General features: G+C 41.8%; 13 protein-coding genes and 3 tRNA genes. 1 reads left to right on the top strand and 15 read right to left on the bottom strand.

The genetic code is table 11. From position 1 onward, the window contains the following. Positions 1-843 precede the first annotated feature (843 nt). From A9239_RS06705 to nifH, 7 genes are all read right to left on the bottom strand, one after another. Positions 844-2277, bottom strand: a complete 1434-nt coding sequence (locus A9239_RS06705) for a nitrogenase component 1 (protein WP_048121478.1) — start codon at positions 2275-2277, stop codon at positions 844-846. 12 nt (positions 2278-2289) lie between these two features. Further along, the gene (nifE, locus tag A9239_RS06700) at positions 2290-3846 is read right to left on the bottom strand and encodes a nitrogenase iron-molybdenum cofactor biosynthesis protein NifE (RefSeq protein WP_048121476.1); all 1557 of its coding nucleotides are present in this window, start codon (positions 3844-3846) and stop codon (positions 2290-2292) included. An 82-nt stretch (positions 3847-3928) separates the two neighbouring features. Further along, complete coding sequence (gene nifK, locus A9239_RS06695; protein ID WP_048121474.1) at positions 3929-5299, bottom strand: nitrogenase molybdenum-iron protein subunit beta; 1371 nt, start codon at positions 5297-5299, stop codon at positions 3929-3931. A gap of 11 nt (positions 5300-5310) precedes the next feature. Next, complete coding sequence (gene nifD / locus A9239_RS06690; RefSeq protein WP_048156197.1) at positions 5311-6909, bottom strand: nitrogenase molybdenum-iron protein alpha chain; 1599 nt, start codon at positions 6907-6909, stop codon at positions 5311-5313. Beyond that, on the bottom strand, positions 6909-7286 hold the full coding sequence (locus tag A9239_RS06685) for a P-II family nitrogen regulator (protein WP_048118829.1): 378 nt from the start codon (positions 7284-7286) through the stop codon (positions 6909-6911). The genes nifD and A9239_RS06685 overlap by 1 nt, the downstream gene beginning before the upstream one ends. Before the next feature lie 25 nt (positions 7287-7311). Further along, on the bottom strand, positions 7312-7629 hold the full coding sequence (locus A9239_RS06680) for a P-II family nitrogen regulator (RefSeq protein WP_048121468.1): 318 nt from the start codon (positions 7627-7629) through the stop codon (positions 7312-7314). Positions 7630-7685: 56 nt separating this feature from the next. Then, on the bottom strand, positions 7686-8507 hold the full coding sequence (gene nifH, locus A9239_RS06675; RefSeq protein WP_048121466.1) for a nitrogenase iron protein: 822 nt from the start codon (positions 8505-8507) through the stop codon (positions 7686-7688). 194 nt (positions 8508-8701) lie between these two features. Here nifH and A9239_RS06670 point away from each other — a divergent pair, with 194 nt between their 5' ends. Continuing rightward, positions 8702-9892 (top strand): geranylgeranyl reductase family protein, encoded by a 1191-nt coding sequence (locus A9239_RS06670; protein ID WP_048121464.1) that lies wholly within the window; start codon positions 8702-8704, stop codon positions 9890-9892. A gap of 232 nt (positions 9893-10124) precedes the next feature. Here A9239_RS06670 and A9239_RS06665 read toward each other — a convergent pair whose 3' ends face one another. From A9239_RS06665 to cobT, 8 genes are all read right to left on the bottom strand, one after another. Then, on the bottom strand, positions 10125-10493 hold the full coding sequence (locus A9239_RS06665) for a tetratricopeptide repeat protein (RefSeq protein WP_338041670.1): 369 nt from the start codon (positions 10491-10493) through the stop codon (positions 10125-10127). Between the two features lie 251 nt (positions 10494-10744). Then, positions 10745-11650 carry a hypothetical protein gene (locus tag A9239_RS06660; protein WP_048121460.1) on the bottom strand — a complete coding sequence of 302 codons (906 nt, stop codon included), beginning with the start codon at positions 11648-11650 and terminating at the stop codon, positions 10745-10747. A gap of 313 nt (positions 11651-11963) precedes the next feature. After that, positions 11964-13397: a pyruvate kinase gene (gene pyk, locus A9239_RS06655; protein ID WP_048123500.1), complete on the bottom strand. Its 1434-nt coding sequence runs from the start codon at positions 13395-13397 to the stop codon at positions 11964-11966. 88 nt (positions 13398-13485) lie between these two features. After that, positions 13486-14409 carry an aldolase gene (locus tag A9239_RS06650; protein ID WP_048121458.1) on the bottom strand — a complete coding sequence of 308 codons (924 nt, stop codon included), beginning with the start codon at positions 14407-14409 and terminating at the stop codon, positions 13486-13488. A gap of 566 nt (positions 14410-14975) precedes the next feature. Beyond that, positions 14976-15048: transfer RNA gene (locus tag A9239_RS06645), tRNA-Asn, on the bottom strand. A 71-nt stretch (positions 15049-15119) separates the two neighbouring features. Beyond that, positions 15120-15194 (bottom strand) — tRNA-Ile (locus A9239_RS06640). Positions 15195-15311: 117 nt separating this feature from the next. Continuing rightward, a tRNA-Asn gene (locus tag A9239_RS06635) sits at positions 15312-15384 on the bottom strand. A gap of 1703 nt (positions 15385-17087) precedes the next feature. Beyond that, positions 17088-18137 (bottom strand): nicotinate mononucleotide-dependent phosphoribosyltransferase CobT, encoded by a 1050-nt coding sequence (gene cobT, locus A9239_RS06630; protein ID WP_048121456.1) that lies wholly within the window; start codon positions 18135-18137, stop codon positions 17088-17090. Positions 18138-18311: the final 174 nt, after the last annotated feature.

Here is an 18311-nt window from a genome sequence, read left to right as displayed (position 1 = left end):
ATATTCAAAAATAAGTATAAAAGAAAACATTACTCAATATTAATGTATAAAAGTCTTATTTAAGTTAATAACTAATAAATATGGACTTATTTATCTATAAATTATCCAAATCTGCCTATACTGGTGTAATCAATTAGAGAGTTCGAAAGACGGGAACTTACTGTATTGTGCATGCACTGAGTCAAATTGTTTTAACATCTAAAATCTAAAAAATTTAAATTTGTCGTTTTGTTGAAGTTTACGGGCTGTATCTCGCCATTAAAATGAAGGAGATTTAGCTCTTCTTTTTTCCAAAAATACCGAACTTGCAGATGAAAAATTTTCTGCAATTAAATTTAATATTGAGTCTATCCAAAAACCGTCATAATGTCAAAATGGCAGTTTTAGTGTTGCTGTCCATAGTGGATTAGATAATGTTTTTGGATAGGCTCATTTGATATCTTAAGACCTCAGTAATGAAAACGTTTTCAAAGGATTGTAACAAATTTGAAAATCTGGTCTTATCCGCAGGTTATTGATTTAACCTAGAAAAAAGATGAAAAGCCATTAAGTGTTTAGCGTAGTAGTCGTTCACGCTTCAGAAAAAACTGCGAGAAAAGAAACCAAAGCAGAGAACCGCTGCAATAATTATAGTCCTTAACTTAAGTATTTGCATTTTACTTTATAACTACGAAAGGCACGGAAAGCACGGAAGAATTATACCCCTATTTTCTTTATTCTGTGTTTTCCACGCTTTCTGTGATTAATCTTTCACTTAAGATTGGTGAATAAACTTAAATTATGAAAAAGTTTAAGTTGCGAAGAAATTTTAGTTCTTGACTATAGAATCGCCGTTTTTTCCACTCATCGCAGTCCTTCAACACACTCTTCTTCGCTTCTCTTTTCGGTATATGCTGCCGGTTCTGCCTGTCTTGGAGCAGTGAAAGTATCGGTAGCTTCCAGGATCGTATTGGTGATTCTGTCCAGCAATTCCATAGCCCCTCTATAACCTATATTAAGGATGCGCTGTGCACCGACTCTGTCATGTATTGGTAGGCCGACCCTTACAAGAGGGATGTTCCGGGATTTTGCAATGTATCTCCCGTTGGAATTTCCTATAAGGATTTCTGGATTACATTGGCTGACTGCATCGTTAAAAGTGTCAAAGTCAATTCCATTCAGAACCACAGGTTCGAGTTCCGGGTTTGTTTTTTCAACTATTTGCCGGATTTTTGTTTCAAAGTCCCTGCTTTTACTTCCTGTAGCTATCAGAACCGGGTTTATCCCGAGTTCCAGCATGAAGGTTGTGAGGCTAAATACAAAATCAGGATCTCCATAAACAGCGGCTTTTACCCCGTACAGGTACTTGTGCACGTCAACCATAGCATCGAGGAGCCTACCTCTTTCTTTCTGATATTTTTCAGGTATGGGACATCCAATAATCTTTACCAGCTCAGTGAAGAAAATGTCAGTATTTGAAAGCCCTATTGGGATTGGAACATCGTATCCGTGCACGCCATATGATTCTTCCAGATATTTAACTGCTAAGTTCTTACTAACCGTACCCAGGCCCAGGCTTGCTCGACTGTTTGGCATGTCAGCAATTTCGGAAAGTGGGGTACCACCCGGTGCAATTTTTGGGAGATCTTCTCTCAGCGGAGCGTCAAAAGTTTCGGAAATATCAGGCAGGAAAATATAATCTCCAGCCATAACATCAAAGATCTCTTTGAGTTCACGTACATCAGCAGGGGATAGACTTTCAACAGGGATGACGTTAAGCTTTCCATTTGGAATTTTTACGGTTTTTTCTTCTTCAGTTTTTTCCGTAAATTTCCTGACAACTGCGTCTAAAGCTTTTATATATCCGCTTACGTGGCTTTCCCCATAGCTAGGAGTTGAAACCGGAATAATTATAATATCTTTTTCAGGGTCGTCTCCGATCTCTTGTTCTTCTTTAAACTCACGGATAATTGCAGGTACATCGTCCCCAATTGTTTCGGCAAGGCAGGTCGTAGCAACTCCGATTACTTTCGGATTGTACCTGTTAATCACGTTTCTCAATCCTTTTTTCAGGTTTTCCCTGCCTCCGTATACTGCTCCTTTTTCACTTAGCGAGCTTGATGCGATATCCACAGGTTCCCTGAAGTGGTGGGCAAGAAGCAGACGCATATAGGTGCTGCAGCCCTGAGAACCGTGGTAAAGAACCATAGTATTCTCAATTCCCTTGAAAGCAAGGGCACTTCCCATAGGCTGGCACATAACACAGGGGTTCACAGTTGCATAGTTTCTTTTCGTCATCTCAATGCCTCCTCATACCTGACTCTCAACTGCAGCCTCGGATTTCTGGTGCAAAAGTTCAGGTTTCAGGAGTATGCCTTTACACTCTTTTGCGTAATTTTCTCCAGAAGTCATGTCTTTTACTGCTGCTTTCTCTATTTTACCTAATTTCTGTTCTGATCCCACTATTTCGGGTATCAGGATCCGCTGTCTGACAGCTTTCCAGACAGGGCTGCTGATGGAAGCGTCCACTTCTCGTGCAAAGTTTACAAAGCCATCAAAACCTTCGAACTCCACCACCCTGTCGTGGTTGAAGTCACAGAAAGCAATTCCAAGTTTGTATGCAATAAATCTCTCCTTTACGCCTGCAACCATCAGGTCAGCTTTCTGTCTAATGAGCAGTTCGGCAAGTTCAAGGGGGTTTGCATCGTCAACAATAACCGTCCCATCCCTGACCGAATAACTGATCTGCTCGTAATCCTCTTTTTTCCCGGTCTGGGTTCCGATAATAACGACTTCCATACCAAGTTCGTCAAAACCTTTGATAAGCGTGAGAGCTTTTGCAGGTCCACCCATGTAAATGGCGGCCTTCTTTCCTTTGACCTTTTCCCTGACCCTGGAAATTTCAGGCATTATACGGTTTATTTCAGTTTCCAGGATTTGTTCTGCCCGCTTTTTTATCTCCTCGGAACCAAAGTAATCCGCAGTTCTTCGCAAGGCTAAGGAGATATCTTCAATTCCGAAGAAACTTGCGTTTAAGTAGGGAATTCCATATTCCGCTTGCATCCACTTTGCAAGATAGGTCATGGACCCACTGCACTGGACAAGGTTAAGGTCAGCTTCAGCTGCTCTTGATATGGCTTTTGCAGTTGAGTCTCCTGTCATTGAGACTATAACCTCAATTCCCATCTGCTCAAAGAGAGGCTTTACGAGCCAGACATCTCCGGCTACGTTAAAGTCCCCTAAAATGTTAATCTTCGGCTTTATGGTTTCAGGAACTCTGGGGCCTTTCTTCTTAATTTCATCTTCGGAAGGTCTTTTGATCAACCTTTTTAAGGCGTCACAGGCAGCTTTGTATCCGTCGGACTTATTGCCTTTGAAGCCTTCGGATTTTACAGGAATTACATGGATGTTGTGTTTCTGGCTTGCAGTCTTGCACACGGACTCCAGATCATCTCCAATGATTCCAACTATGCACGTGGAATAAACGAAAATAACAGGAGGGTGGTAGAGCTCCACCAGTTCATCAATAGCATTTGAAAGCTTTTTCTCTCCTCCGAAGACTACATCGATCTCTTTCATATCCGTGCTAAAGCTGGTGCGGTTTGTTTCAATCCCGCTGGACTTTGCACCTCTTATGTCCCAGGTATAGCCTGCACAGCCGATTGGGCCGTGGACCAGGTGAACAGCATCGGTTACAGGGTTTAAGACAACCCTGGCTCCCGAATAAACACAGGCTCGCTGGCTGATAGCTCCTGCAAGAGAGTTATTATCACAGGCAAGAGGAATTTCCTGCCCTTTTTCTTGTTTTCTGGTAATATATGGCTTCCTTTCTTCGAGAGTATCCACTATTCCAATTTTCTCCTTCATTTCCTTCACTCCCCTCTGCTTTGGTTTTCAGGTTTGCAGCGGCAGTTTACCAGTTATTCTGTTAATTTTTTGAAAATATGATTTACTGGATGGTTTCAAGCAACCAGTCTGGAGCATCCCTGTCTTTCCTGTCAAGAAGGGTATTTCCTATACGCTCTACAAGTCTTGCAGCTCCTGCGTATCCCATGATTGGGAAGTAATGCAGGTTTGCCCTGTCCATAATCGGGAACCCTACCCTGACCAGGGGTACATCCTCTGCCCTTGATATGAATTTCCCATAGGTGTTGCCTATAAGAAGATCAACAGGTTTTCTCTTGATTATCTGGTGAAGGGTAAACATGTCACCTCCGGAAATTACATCAGCTTCGGGGTGCTCCGGACCTATGAGTCCTTCTACTTCTTTTTCAAACTCCGAACTCTTGGTTCCTGTAAGTACTACAACAGGCTCCATGCCCATTTCCATCACAAGACTGGTCAAGCCTGTAAGGATATCAGGATCTCCGTAAATAGCTACCTTTTTTCCGTGATAGTGTGGATGTGCATCGGTCATCATATCCACAAGCCTTCCTCTTTCATCTTCAAGCTCGGGAGGAATTGCTACATTAGCAAGTTTTGCCGCGTTCATTACGAAACGGTCGGTATTCCTGATTCCTATGGGAGTAGGCCCTATTTTTGCCGGGACTTTGTAGCGGCCTTCAAGGATCTTTGCAGCTGAGCCTCCTGCCATCCTGCAGAGAGCAATAGTTCCAACTGAGTTTGCAGAATCCTCTATATCTCCTATAGGAGTCCCACCTTTTGGATACATTCCAGGTTCGCCGGTCAGAGGAGCATCAAAGACATCAGTCGTATCGGGAAACACAATGCTGGAAATTCCCATTATTGAGAGTATGCGTTTTATTTCCCGTATGTCCCCAGGTTCTACAAAACCGGGGATTATGTTTAGTTTCCCGTTTGGTTTGCTCTTTTTAGTAAAGGTGGTTACAAAGGACTTTACCATATTGTCATAGCCGGTAATATGGGTGCCCACGTAACTAGGAGTAGAAGCTGCACAGATCTTAATAGAAGGATCTATGAGTTCTTCGGCCTCTACATCTTCTAAGATGACCCCTACGTCGTCACCTATTGTTTCTGCGACGCAAGTAGTATGGATGGCGATTACTTCAGGTTTGTATATTGTAGTCAGGTTTACGAGGGCTTCCTTAAGGTTTGCAGCGCCTCCGAATACGGCAGTTCCTTCCGAAAAACTGCTGGTAGTTGCCAGGGCAGCTTCTCGGTAGTGCCTGCTTAAGCACATACGCAGATAGGAGAGGCATCCCTGGGATCCGTGACTGTGCGGCATGCAGTTGTGTACACCAAGAGCTGCATAGACTGCGCCTATTGGTTGGCAGGTTTTTGCAGGGTTAATGGTTACTGCTTCTCTGGTTACTTCTTCACATGGGGTATAGTCTAACATTTTTCTCCCTCTTATTCTACATCTTCTGCTTTCCAGGGTGGGCGTATGAACTTCCAGGTTGGGCTGTGCAGAGCCATATCAATGTCCCTTGCAAAGTTCAAAACTCCGGAAAAGCCTGTATACCTTCCACTGTAATCGTACGAATGGATCTGTCTTGACGGGACTCCAAGTTTCTGAGCCCAGTATTTATCCTTGATTCCAGAGCAGAAAATATCCGGCTTAAGGGTCTTTACAAGGACTTCAGTCTCATGGTGATTAAGATCATCAATAACAATGGTTCCGTCTTCCGCATCCGGGAAAAGGCCTTTATAGTCCATGAGTCCAATTTTCGTTTTCAGTTCTTCAATCCTTTCAGGACTGACTGTGGGTTTGACGTTTTCATCCCTTTCGTAGTGCACATCTTCAAGAATTGATCCAAGAGCCTTTTCTTTGATCTGAGGAATTATTTGCCTGCCTTCATAGTCGTCTCTGTGAGCAAATTGATAGCCTGCAGCAATCACTTTCATGCCAAGTTCCTCAAAGAGATTTATATAGTGATGCGATCTAGAACCTCCGGCATAGATGAAGGCAGTTTTTCCCTTGAGTTTTTTCCTGTATTTTTCGATATCTTCTGCATATTTTGCTTTTTCTTCAGCAATGACTTCTTCTGTCTTCCGGGTAAGTTCCGGGTCGTCAAAGAACTCTGCCATTTTCCGCAGGGATTTTTCAGTTCCTTTCGTACCAATGTAATTTACTTTCAGCCAGGGAACACCGTATTTTTCTTCCATCATCCGGTTAGTATAGTTAATGGAACGGTGGCAAAGCAGAATACTTAGTTTTGCCTGATGAGCCTGTGAGATCCTGTGGAATGAACCGTCTCCGGTTAAACTTGAGACAATCCTGTACCCAATTTTTTCAAAAATTGGTTTGACTTCCCAGAGATCTCCTCCAATATTGTACTCTCCAAAGACGTTTATATCAAAAGGTGTTGGACTTTTAATTTCTTCAGTCCCAATGAGGTGCTCCATCAGGGCGTTGCTTGCGATGTGGTGGCCTGCCGACTGGCTAACTCCTCTATATCCTTCGCAACGGGCGGGAATTACCTTGATCCCATGCTCCTTTTCAGCTTCTCTGGCAACGGATTCAATGTCATCTCCGATAAGCCCTACAGGACAGGTTGCGCAGATAGTGATAGCTTCAGGGTGGAAAATTTTCACAACTTCGTCAATAGCTTTTTTGAGCTTTTTTTCTCCTCCAAAGACAATATCGGTTTCCTTCATGTCAGTGCATACGCAGTAATTCATGAAGTTATCTCCACCCTCTTCTGCCTTTGCAAAGTTTCGTCTGGTGCCCCAGGTATAGAATGCACAGCCTATAGGACCGTGAACGAGGTGTACCATATCCTTAATCGGCCCGAAAACCACACCCTTGGTACCTGCAAAAGCGCATCCGCGGTTTGTAAGGATGCCAGGAATTACCTTGTCGTCGGCTTCGATGTGTTGTTCAGTGGAACAATTCCTGACAACTATGTGTTTTCTTCTGTTTCTCGCAGCTTTTTCCGGGAGCACTTTTAACATATCATCGACAAGCTTTTGTTCGTCTTCAATTCTTGAATCTATTTCTGCTCCCATTATACCAGCTCCTTATTTACTGTCGCCTCTCCGCTTTCTCCAGTCCGGATACGGATTGCTTCAGTAACGTCTGAAACGAAAATCTTTCCATCTCCTGCATTTCCGGTCTGGTTAACTTCTATGATTTTCTGGACCACTTCACTTACATTTTCGTCATCCACAACGATTGTGAACATTCGTTTTGGGATGAAGCGAATACAGGTCTCAGCTTCTTTTTCCGGATCTGGCAGAGGGGGATTAAATTCATGGCAAAGCCCTCTTTGTTTCCCGCGGCCCATAACCCTTCTTACGGTAAATGAAGGAAAGCCGCATTCAAGCAGGACATCTTTAGTTCTCTGGGCTTTGTTCATCCTAATTATCGCAGTAATCTCTTTCATAGGATTTTCCTCCGAAAATCCGGCTTTAAAGTCCTGGTTTTCCAGTTCTTATGGTATAGGCTTCTTCCACAGGGGTTACGAAGATCCTACCATCTCCGTATTTTCCGGTCCTGGCGGACTCCATTATAGTCTTTATAGCCCTGTCTTTATGTTCGTCTTCTACCACCATTAGAAGCATGGTCTTCTGCAGTTCATCATAGCTGATGTCTGCTATATGGATACCTTTCTGCTTCCCTCTACCAAAGACTTCCATTTTTGTAAGGGAAATGCATCCCTCTTTTTCAAGGCACTCGATAACTTTAGTTTCCATGCCTGGCCTGATGATTGCACGTATCATCTGCATAGTTTTTAACTCCTCTCAACTCTCAAATTATAGTTATATAGTTTTAAATCCAATCATCACAGATCAACAATTCCGAATTCAACCATCATTGCTTCTAACTCTTCCATTGGGAGCGGAGTTGGAACGACAAGTTTGTCGTTGTTCTGGACGTTGTGGGCAAGAGTCAGGTATTCTTTTGCCTGGTTGGATTCGGGGTCAAAATCAATTACAGTCTTCCTGTTAATTTCTGCTCTCTGGACAATGTTGTCCCTGGGTATGAAGTGAATTAAATGACTTCCAAGTTTTTTTGCAAAAGCGTCGAGGAGTTCACGCTCTCCGTCGACATTTCTACTGTTGCAGATGATACCTCCCAGACGGGCTCCCCCTTTGGCAAACTTAGCAAGTCCTTTACATATGTTATTTGCAGCATAGATAGCCATCAATTCTCCACTGGCAACTATGTAAATCTCTTTTGCTTTTCCTTCGCGGATAGGCATAGCAAATCCACCACACACAACGTCACCAAGTACGTCGTAGAATACATAATCAAGATCATCGGTATATGCTCCTAGGTTTTCAAGTAGCCCGATAGAAGTGATAATTCCCCTGCCTGCACATCCTACACCTGGTTCAGGCCCTCCTGATTCCACACATTTTATATCGCCAAATCCCCGCTGCATAACAACATCAAGATCAACTCCTTCATCGCCTTCACTTCTAAGAGTGTCAAGTACGGTCTTCTGGTTCAGGCCACCAAGCAGCATTCTAGTAGAATCTGCTTTCGGGTCACATCCTACAAGCATAATTTTGTTGCCCATGGTCGAGAGGGACGCGGTCAGATTCTGAGTAGTGGTGGATTTTCCAATTCCACCTTTTCCGTATATTGCTATCTGTCTCATTTTTTCCTTGCTCCTTAATTTGCTCCTCGGCACAGGAAGCCGGTAACCGTTGTACTATGTATTTGTATTTATAACTTTCCATTATTCCGGTATATGGCATAATTAATTGACATTGTTCGCGAGCTTCGGGAAAGGATTAATAAACAATTCCCCATAAATTGCAAAGCTAAAATAAATGACAGGAAGACCCTTTTATGATCCCTGAAGCTTCTTATGATGTAGTCGTTGTGGGTGCAGGCCCTGCAGGTTCTACAGCCGCCATGTATGCTGCAAAGAACGGCGCCTCGGTACTTCTTCTTGATAAAAAAAGAGAAATAGGGAGCCCTATTCAGTGCGCTGGTTTCCTTCCCGATGCTTCGGAAGTCCAGGCCTTGCTCCGTGAGGCAATGCTTCCGGATACGCTGAAAAATTACCCTGATTCCTGTGTACTGCAGCGTATTGATAATCAGCGTATTTTCACTCCAAATTGCAACATAAAAGAATTCGCTGTCAGGGGTGCAGTCCTTGACCGGTGCAGGTATGACCAGTTTCTTGCCGAGCAGGCAGCAAGAGCAGGAGCTGAACTGATGATTAAAACTCGTGTAACGAAAATTGAAGGAACAACTGTTGAAACTTCAGGAGTCTTTGGGAAATACAGAATTAAAGCGAAAGCGATTATCGGAGCTGACGGTCCTAATTCCCTGGTAGCAAAATCAAAAGGGCTTGCTCTTAAGTCTGGATCAAGAGAAACCTCGGTTGCTCTCGAATACCAGATAAGGAATGTGGATATTGATCCCTCTTCCCTGGAAATGTATTTCGGAAAAGATTTTGTGCCCGGCGGCTATGCCTGGATTTTTCCCGAAGGTCAGGACCGGGCAAATATTGGAATCGGAATCCGAAGTGGTATGGCTGAAAATCGGGTCTCTGCAAAAGAATACCTGCACCGTTTTATGCGTAACCATCCGCTTGCAGGACCAAAAATAAAAAACTGCATAATCATGAATATTATTGCGGGCATTATCCCTGTAAATGGCGCTCCTGAAAGAACCGCAACTGAAAACACGCTGATTGTAGGAGACGCAGCAGGTCATATTTTTGCAACAAACGGAGGTGGAATTCCTCCTGCAATGATTGCGGGAAAAATAGCAGGAGAAACAGCCGCCGAATTTGCAGCCGGGAATTGCAGGCTTGAAGAATATGACCATCGCTGGCGAGCTCAGTTCGGATCCGCACTGGAAACATCGGTACAGGCAAGGAAGCTTATGGATGGGATTATGAAATCCGATATGCTCATGAATGCAGCTTTCAAACTTATTTCCCCTGAGCAGATGAAGGTCATGCAATGCGGGAAACTCCCAGGCCCTGTAAAACTTGGACTCCAGGCGCTAAACCGTGGAAAGAAATAATTGGAATGGAGATGCGGAGGAAAGAATAAGCTGTATGAAAAACCAGATATACGAAGAATAGGTACATGAAATAAGTAGAAATAAATGTATTTTGAAGGAAAAAAAGTAAAAATCAATCTTTATGAGGAAAAAAAGTAAAAATTAATCTTTATGAGGAAAAAACGTAATAATCAGATTTATTTAGTAAATGGCAAGTGAGGAAGAGGAATACTCAAAATTTAAGTTTCCTCCTTTACGTTTCTGTCTCTTCTGTGATTGCTTTTCCTCCTCTCTGTTCGGCTTTTGCTTCGGATACCTTTATCTTTCTTAATTCGGTTTCTGCATCTTCTTTATTGTACCTTGCTTCCGGGTAGGTAGGTCGGATCTCAAGGGCTTTGTCAAACGAGGCAATAGCTTCTTCGTACCGTCTGAGAATTATATATTCAAGTCCTCTGAGATTCCAGACTCCTGCAAAATCAGGTTTCAGCTTTAGGACCTTATCGAAATACTCAATCTTTTTTTCAGGATCAGTTTCGTTGGTCGCGAGCCTATACCATTCCTCTGCGGTCTTGCCCTCAATTTTCTTTTTGAATAATCTGTCTAGAAATCTCAATAGTATCACTCCCTAGTATTACTGCTTATTTAGAAGATTGTCTGACAGGTAGAAATAGATGATTATTCTTTTAGCTGGAGTAGCAAAAGGAGAATGAAATAAAAATCTGAATAAATATAATATGAAATGAAATAAAAGAAGGATGTCAAATCGAAACATTAGGGATGCAAAATCTAAACATAAACAGAGTCAAGCATCGGAAATAATATTGAGAATGAACATTTAAAATTAAGACATTAAAAAAGAAAAAATTTAGGAGCTTACTGTGAAAGCATTTCTGTTTCATTAAGTAAGCTTCTAAAGTTGGAAGTAATCATCATTTTGGTAATGTTTCCTGAGGTAGTTACATTGTAGGTTACTCCGCGTTCGGTAGAGTTTGCCTGAAGAGCCTTAATCTTTTCAGTGAAGTTGGATTCGGGATTAAGGTAAAGGGATGTCTGACTGTAACTGCCGTTATCCAGTTTCCTGAGATCCATGTATATCTGATCGGCCGGCATAGTGGAATTATTCGTCTTTGTGGCCAATTCCTGGTAGAGGCTTCCTTCAGGATTCGCCTGGGTCAGGAGGCTATTGTATTCGGTTGAAGCAGTTGTATTTTCTTCCAGCACGTCAATCACATCTTGCACGCTCTGGCGAGAACCAAGGATCACAGGGCTTCCGGCTACATTCCAAATATCATAAGTATTGTTTGTCCTTGCAAGGAGACTGTAGTTATCATACTGAACTGCTCCCCAGGGCATTAACATTTTCCGCTCCGGAATCTGGTGGAGTTCGAACCCTTCACCATCAGCATAACGTGCCCCATAACGTTTGGTTACGTCTGTCCCATATAGAGAGTACATCATTGTTTTATTCCCAAAGACTTGTTCAAATGGAGTTCCTGTCGTTTTCTGCAGGTCTATATATGAGGCACTTACTACCCCTTCAGGGGACATGTTTAACCCGTCGGCAATGGAGTTGAATTCATGGTGGACCTGCCTGCCAGGAATTTGAGAAAAAGCGATCGTATTATTTTCCTCTATATTTCCGGAAGAAGAAGCATTATCACTCTTATCTTTATTTAAGTTACCTGAAAAGAAGATCGCACCGGCTGACAAAAGCATTGTTAATGCCAAAAAAACAGCCAGATATCTCTGGTTTTTTGTTGCTGGGTCCTTTTGTTTCATTAATGAAACCTCATCACATAAAGTTAATTTTTCTGACAGTAGAGATCATGCACCTGATATCTAAACATGTCGACTTAAACATTCTACAGTAGAAATCATGCACTTCATATCTAAACATATCGGCTTCAACATTCTGATCGTAAAAATCACGTACTTGATATCTAAACATATCGGCTTCAACATACTGATTTGAAATTTGTTGAGATAAGAACTTTTCCTGATACTTATCTCATAAAACCAAGTATACTGAATCTCATATAGGAAATCGGGTTTAAACTAGAGTCGTCTATCACAAATGGACATGTCGTCTTTTTCACTCAAGGGTGAGAATTTTAAGCATATTTGTGCCTCCAGGTTTTCCTGAAGACGGGCCCTGGGTGAAAACAACAATGTCTCCACTTTTTACAAATCCAAGTTCTTTGGCTTTCTCAGTAGTCTCTTTTTCCCAGCTTTCAATATTTTCATTTACAGCAACAGGATAAACACCATAGGATAAAGAGAGAAAGCCGCAGGTTCTCGGGACGCGGCTGAAAGCAAGGATCCAGGTATCGGGCTTGAAGCGTGAGATCCTGCGGGGTGTTGCTCCGCTTCTTGTGGGGGTCAGTACGGCTGCAACCGGCAGTTTTTGCAGGGCTTCATGCACCTGGAGGGTTATTACCTCATCCACTGGCATCTCTCTTGCCGTTATGCCCTTGATAATAGTATCAAGTCCCCATTTTGTCCTGGAACGCCAGTCTTCTGTGGTTTTTGCAATTTTTGCCATCATTTCAACAGCTTCCACAGGATAATTACCAACTGCCGTCTCTTCCGAAAGCATAACCGCATCAGTGCCGTCAAGGATTGCGTTGGCAACATCGGTTGCCTCTGCGCGGGTAGGCCTTACATTATCAGTCATTGAAGCCAGCATTTGAGTGGCTGTAATTACCGGAATTCCAAGAAGTTTTGCACTATGGATAAGTTCCTTCTGGACTGAAGGAACTTCCTGAATCGGAATTTCAACCCCAAGGTCCCCTCTGGCAATCATAAGCGCATCGGTTTCTTTTAAAATTTCCTGAATATTTTCTACAGCTTGCCTGCGTTCAATTTTAGAAACAATATATACAGACTTTCCTCTAGCTGCAGCAAAATTCCGGACATTATGAATATCTTCCGCACTTTCTATGAAAGAAATACTGAAAGTGTCGATCCCTTCACTAAGGGCAAACTCAAGAATATTAAGATCCTTTCCCGTTATGGGATCAACCAAGATCTTTGCTCCTGGTAGATTTAGCCCTTTATGAGAATAGAGCTGCCCTCCGACAAGAACCTCACAACGCACATCTGTTCCCGAAATTTCCAGGCAGCGAAGCTGGATAAACCCGTCACTTAAGTAAATAAGGCTCCCTGGAATCACGCTTTCCGGAAGTTGCTTGTAGCTTACAGGAATGCGTGTTTCATTTCCAGTAGTTTCGGCACTCGTAAGGGTCACAGAGTTTCCTTTATGGAGCATAATCGGTTCTTTTTCCAGTTCGCCTATACGGATCTTAGGGCCTGGCAGGTCGGCGAGAATCGCAACTGTCCTGTCAAGCTTCTCTGCAACCTTGCGGACTCTCCGGATTACTTCACCATGGCTTTCGAAATTTCCGTGGGAAAAATTGATCCTTGCCACGTTCATGCCAGCAAGCACAAGTTTCCTGATCATTTCCTCGGAAGAAGAAGCAGGACCTATGGTGCAGACGATCTTTGTTTTATGATCCGGAATTTGCATATTTTCACGACCTTTAATGCCAAACCTATTATCAATACCGTCTTTGAAAATTTGTATTGATCTTCTGCAGGCTTTTCTGCAGGCTTTATTATTTACCCTTATAGATCTTAAGGGCATCTGCGACGCTTGCGTCTTCAACCGTTATTGCATAGACAGCATTACACATTCGGACAGCTTCATCAAGAGACTTCTGGTGAATGTTTCTTCCGGTTGCATTCCCCTGTGCTCCAGAAACATGAATCTGATCGTGAAGCTTTTTCAGGAAAGCTTCAGCTTCGTCACTGGAACCGCCTGCGCAAACGACCTTAGTACGCCCTGCGGCTTTGATAGCTTCCTTAAAAACCTCGGCAGACTTTGCTCCTTCTTTTTTCGGGTAATTGACTTTTACAAAGTCCGTACCAAGGCAGGCTCCGACTCCTGTTGCTCCTGCAATAAGGTGTGGGTCCTTTTCATCTTTTACAGCTTCGCCGCGTGGGTAAATCCAGAGCACGGATAACATTCCATGCTGATGAGCATCGTAAATTACTTGAGCCGCCTGAACAAGCATTTCAGCTTCGAATTCGCTGCCGAGATAGATTGTATATCCTACGCCAAGAATATTAAGCCCGCTGTTTTCCTTAAACTCAACTACCTGGTCAACATCATACCATAAGTTGCTAAAAGGATCAGTCTGCGCTGTTCCAACAAGATTGGTTTTGGAGTTTACCTTTACAAGATATGGTATGTCTCTATAGTCCATGCCGTAGCGGGAAATAAGCCCAAGCTGGGTTGCAAAAACTCCGATTTTTGACTGGGATGCTATTCTGAAAAGGTGTTCGGGATCAGCATCGTCCTCAGGGACTCCTTCGCCGTAAAAATCATCGTTCAGATGTTCTACCTTCTGATCGCCTGCAAAAAGCATCAGTTTGCCAGTTCCTCGGGTCATTTCCATATAATTATTCACGTATGTTTCACGCATTGCTTTTGGGACATCCAGAGGTATGATTACATCCTCTTTTTTAATCGAAACCATTGTATAAACCTCAGTTTTTGAATCGTAATTAGTTGGATGGTAATAATACTGTTAAAGTGTATTTATGTATTATCTATAATTCTTCTTACTACCTTATCCATTTCTGGAAATTTATAATTTTTTCCACTGAGTGTTGACAGATCATTCCAGAATCACATTTATTGACATTCTGCTGAAACTTCTGACTCACCAGGGGATTTGTAAAAATGAATTTGACAATAGACTGTGTACCATTTGACAATAGACTGTGTACCATTTGACAATAGACTGTGTACCATTTGACAATAAACTGTGTACCCAGAAAATTTAAAAATTTATCTACTAGCAGGCTAAGATAAGATGAATTCTAAGACGAGTTTAGAGAATACAAATTAGGCGAATTTAGATGAAAAAAGCTGAGCGAGTTCAGACAACATAGGCAGAAGGATGTGGGCAAAGTAAAAACCAAAAGCAGGAGCGAGTAGAATAAGTTCCAAAATCCCATATTCAAAGGGCAAAACGTAAAAATAACCAGAAAACAGTAATTATTGAAGATTATATTGAAGATTAAAAATGCAAAAATTTTACGCCGCTTGCAGGGCTCGAACCTACGACATTCTGGTTAACAGCCAGACACTCTACCAACTGAGTTAAAGCGGCTTTTCGATAGAAAAGTTATTATTTTACTCTTAAATCTTCTTATACAAGATATTCTTTAGATATATAGTTTATGGGCCTGACCGGATTTGAACCGGTGACCGCTCGGTTATGAGCCGAGCGCTCTAACCTGACTGAGCTACAGGCCCTTATTGATTCTATAATGTTGTTAGTAGTTTATAGTATATCTTAAATAATTAAGTTTTTGCATATGTCGTATCTATTCTGAAAAGAATAGTATAAGAAATAAGAAATGCAAAAATTTACGCCGCTTGCAGGGCTCGAACCTACGACATTCTGGTTAACAGCCAGACACTCTACCAACTGAGTTAAAGCGGCTCATACAATCGGATGTGGTCGTTTTACCTACCTCATCGCGAACACTCCTAAAGCGATAATATTATTTATATATTTCGCTTTGAGAGGTTTCAACAACCATTTATACGCTGAGAAATCTGACGAAGCAAGTATTTGTTAATTCAGAATAGTACCATCTGGTTAGAAATATTGTCTTCCAATCCGTTCATTTGGATCATATTCAATGCATTAATATTTAATAATATATACCACATTATCATTTTTTTAATTATCTACTTCTTGTTCTTTGCAACCGTTAATTAATATATTTATTTAATTTCCTGTTTTATATAATATTCAACTAATACTACTCAATAAATATTCTCTAACACCTGCTATATTAACGCAAGCATACTTTACCCATTACATCGATATTGATATAATTACTGTAACTTAGCTGATGCTTATTAAACTGATGTTCATTAATTGACATCCGGTATACGCTGACTAATAGAGTTAAACTGAAATACCTATCTAATAGCTGTCTAACATCTGCCGTGAGTGCCTATCAATAAGGCATGCCGTCGCTTTCGTATTTACTTCCATCTTCATTTTACAGTACACATTTGAGGAAGTATAATCTTACTAAAAGGTAGCCTTTTTCCCCTTGATCATATAAAAAATAATTCATTTTGAGCTAAAACTTATATCCTATCAGGAATAATATATTTGATAGCTTGTTGTAGTATTTTGCAGCGAGGTCGGACAGGTATGATTTTTAAGCGGTCCAATTGTTTAGCTTAAAATGCCTTTATCTGGAGCCTGTCCGGGGGATTATGTGTTGTCAGTTAAAGGTCAAAAACGGCTTTTAAATGTAACTTCAAGGTTAGGGGCAGTAGTTTTCCAGTACTGATGGAGATTCTTTCAGGTCCGTTGCGACTGTTAGGATATCTTTTCGATCTTTTGGCCGCCTGATCTTGCAGTTTAAAAAATGGAATCCAAGGGGGATTAGTTACGAAACGGCTAAAAATATGCCCAAAATGTCATGCTAAACTGAAAATGAGTTCTGATGGAAAGATAGAGTATTGCAGTGTTTGTAAGTATTGGACAAAAGTAGGTACCGCAAGGCTCGATTCTATCATGATTTACGGATGAGGACCCTGCATGAAAAATGAAAGTATTTCTATGTTTTGCAGCGTATGCCAAACAACACTAAAACGTCAAGTCATGGGTTCTAATGTCTTCTATTATTGCCGAAACTGTGGAAGTATGATTTCGGAAGCATACTTATCAGGGGGAGTAAATATCTTCCACATTCAGAAACCGACATCTATAGATATGACATCTTCGCCTTCAAACCTCATGAAGACGTCTGAACATGTAATAAAAACCTAAACTGAAAAAAGGAGTTTAATTTTAAAAGCTGGAAAAATTAGCTTTTTAAGAGCTTCAATATCTCTCAAATTCTCTTTTCTAATTTTTAGTTATTATTACTAATTTTTGTGAGATGTAACAACTCCTTATTTCTTTTTATACTAATTATTGTTTTTTGAACAGCGTTATACATTTTGTGCTCTATCTTGTTTTTTGAAGTAATTATCACTCTTCTTTGACTGTAAATTTCATATATATTTCTTCAGTACTTCCTAAGAATAACCATAAAAATAATGAAAAAAGTTGAGTTAAGAAGATTGTTTAAGGAGATTCATTTTGGTAAACCCAGTCCAAAAGCTGTTTTTGTTTTTTCAATGTCCTGCTTTGAGCAGTTTGCAAACGTTTTCTACTTCGGACCTGAATTCATCCTGAGAGATCCCATAAAGGCCCGCAAGATACATTGCCCCACCAGCCCCTGCACCCTCCTTGATCGTGCCAGTCTCATACCTGTGAAGCCCTTTGAGTTCGGACTTCCCAAAACCAGGGTCTGCAACGTAGACTGCGGGTACTTCAAGTGTTCTGGTAAGTTCAATAAAGTTCGCGGATTTATCTTCCACAACATACCGGGTAGTAGCAATTGCCAGCTTTTCCGTATTGAAACCCAGGTGTTTTATCAGTGCATACACTGCTGCCATCTGAGTCCCTCCAGCAAGCACAACACTGACATCAGTGTCCTGAAAACCTGCAACAAGACCTACAACAGCTGGCATCATCGGATCTCCCATGCAGGTAATAGCTTTCATGGGATCATCTTTCAGGCAGCCAAAGGTCAGGCCTGATGCTTTTAAACCTTCTTCAATGACCTGTTTCTTCAGCTCAAGGGGATTTTCATTAGCACTGCTGCTGACATTTCCGTTGTATCCTAGCGCCATTAAAACTCCCATTGCGGTTGTTGTGCCGCCTGGAATGCTTTCTCCAATGACTACGTGATCCACCTGGTTTCTGAGTCTCCTGCCCAGGAACTTTGCCCGCTCATAGATTCCCTGTACATCATTGACTGCAACTGGTTCCCTGATATCTTCTCCAGGCTTTGCTTTGAGGTCAATGCATGGGACCTCCGGAGTTACAATAAGACCAGAATTTATGAAATTATAGGGAGCATCCGTAAGTTTCAACGCCGAACGGGTCATAATTGCAGGAGTAGGAGTGTCATAGGGAGGAGTCATGGGAAGAACGGGTACACTGATAATATTTCCCGTGTCCATAAGTTCCGCATCTCCTGCAGGCGTATAGTCCGTAAGTTCAGCCGTTTTTCCTGCAGCTGAAAGCTTGGGAATATGTGCGGTTTTGGTATTGGAAAGCACACATAAAAACATCGGTTTTCTGGGTTTTCTGGTCACTTCCGGTTCTATCCAGGCCATATCATATCTCCTTCATGCAAGCGTTGCTTGACCACGCTTTTTCACTCAACACTTTTTTTAAAAGGCTTGAGGAAATCATTGTGCCAGTTTATTACGTTGATAATGACGTTTTCGCTTAACCTTTTTTTAAAAGGCTTGCAGGCAAGCATTTTTGAAAAGTGTTAATTCTTTCTG

Source organism: Methanosarcina sp. A14, assembly GCF_001729375.1.
In the GTDB taxonomy this organism is placed as follows: domain Archaea; phylum Halobacteriota; class Methanosarcinia; order Methanosarcinales; family Methanosarcinaceae; genus Methanosarcina; species Methanosarcina barkeri.
The sequence above is the reverse complement of the archived record's forward strand: the minus strand, read 5'-3'. Positions and strand labels throughout refer to the sequence as shown.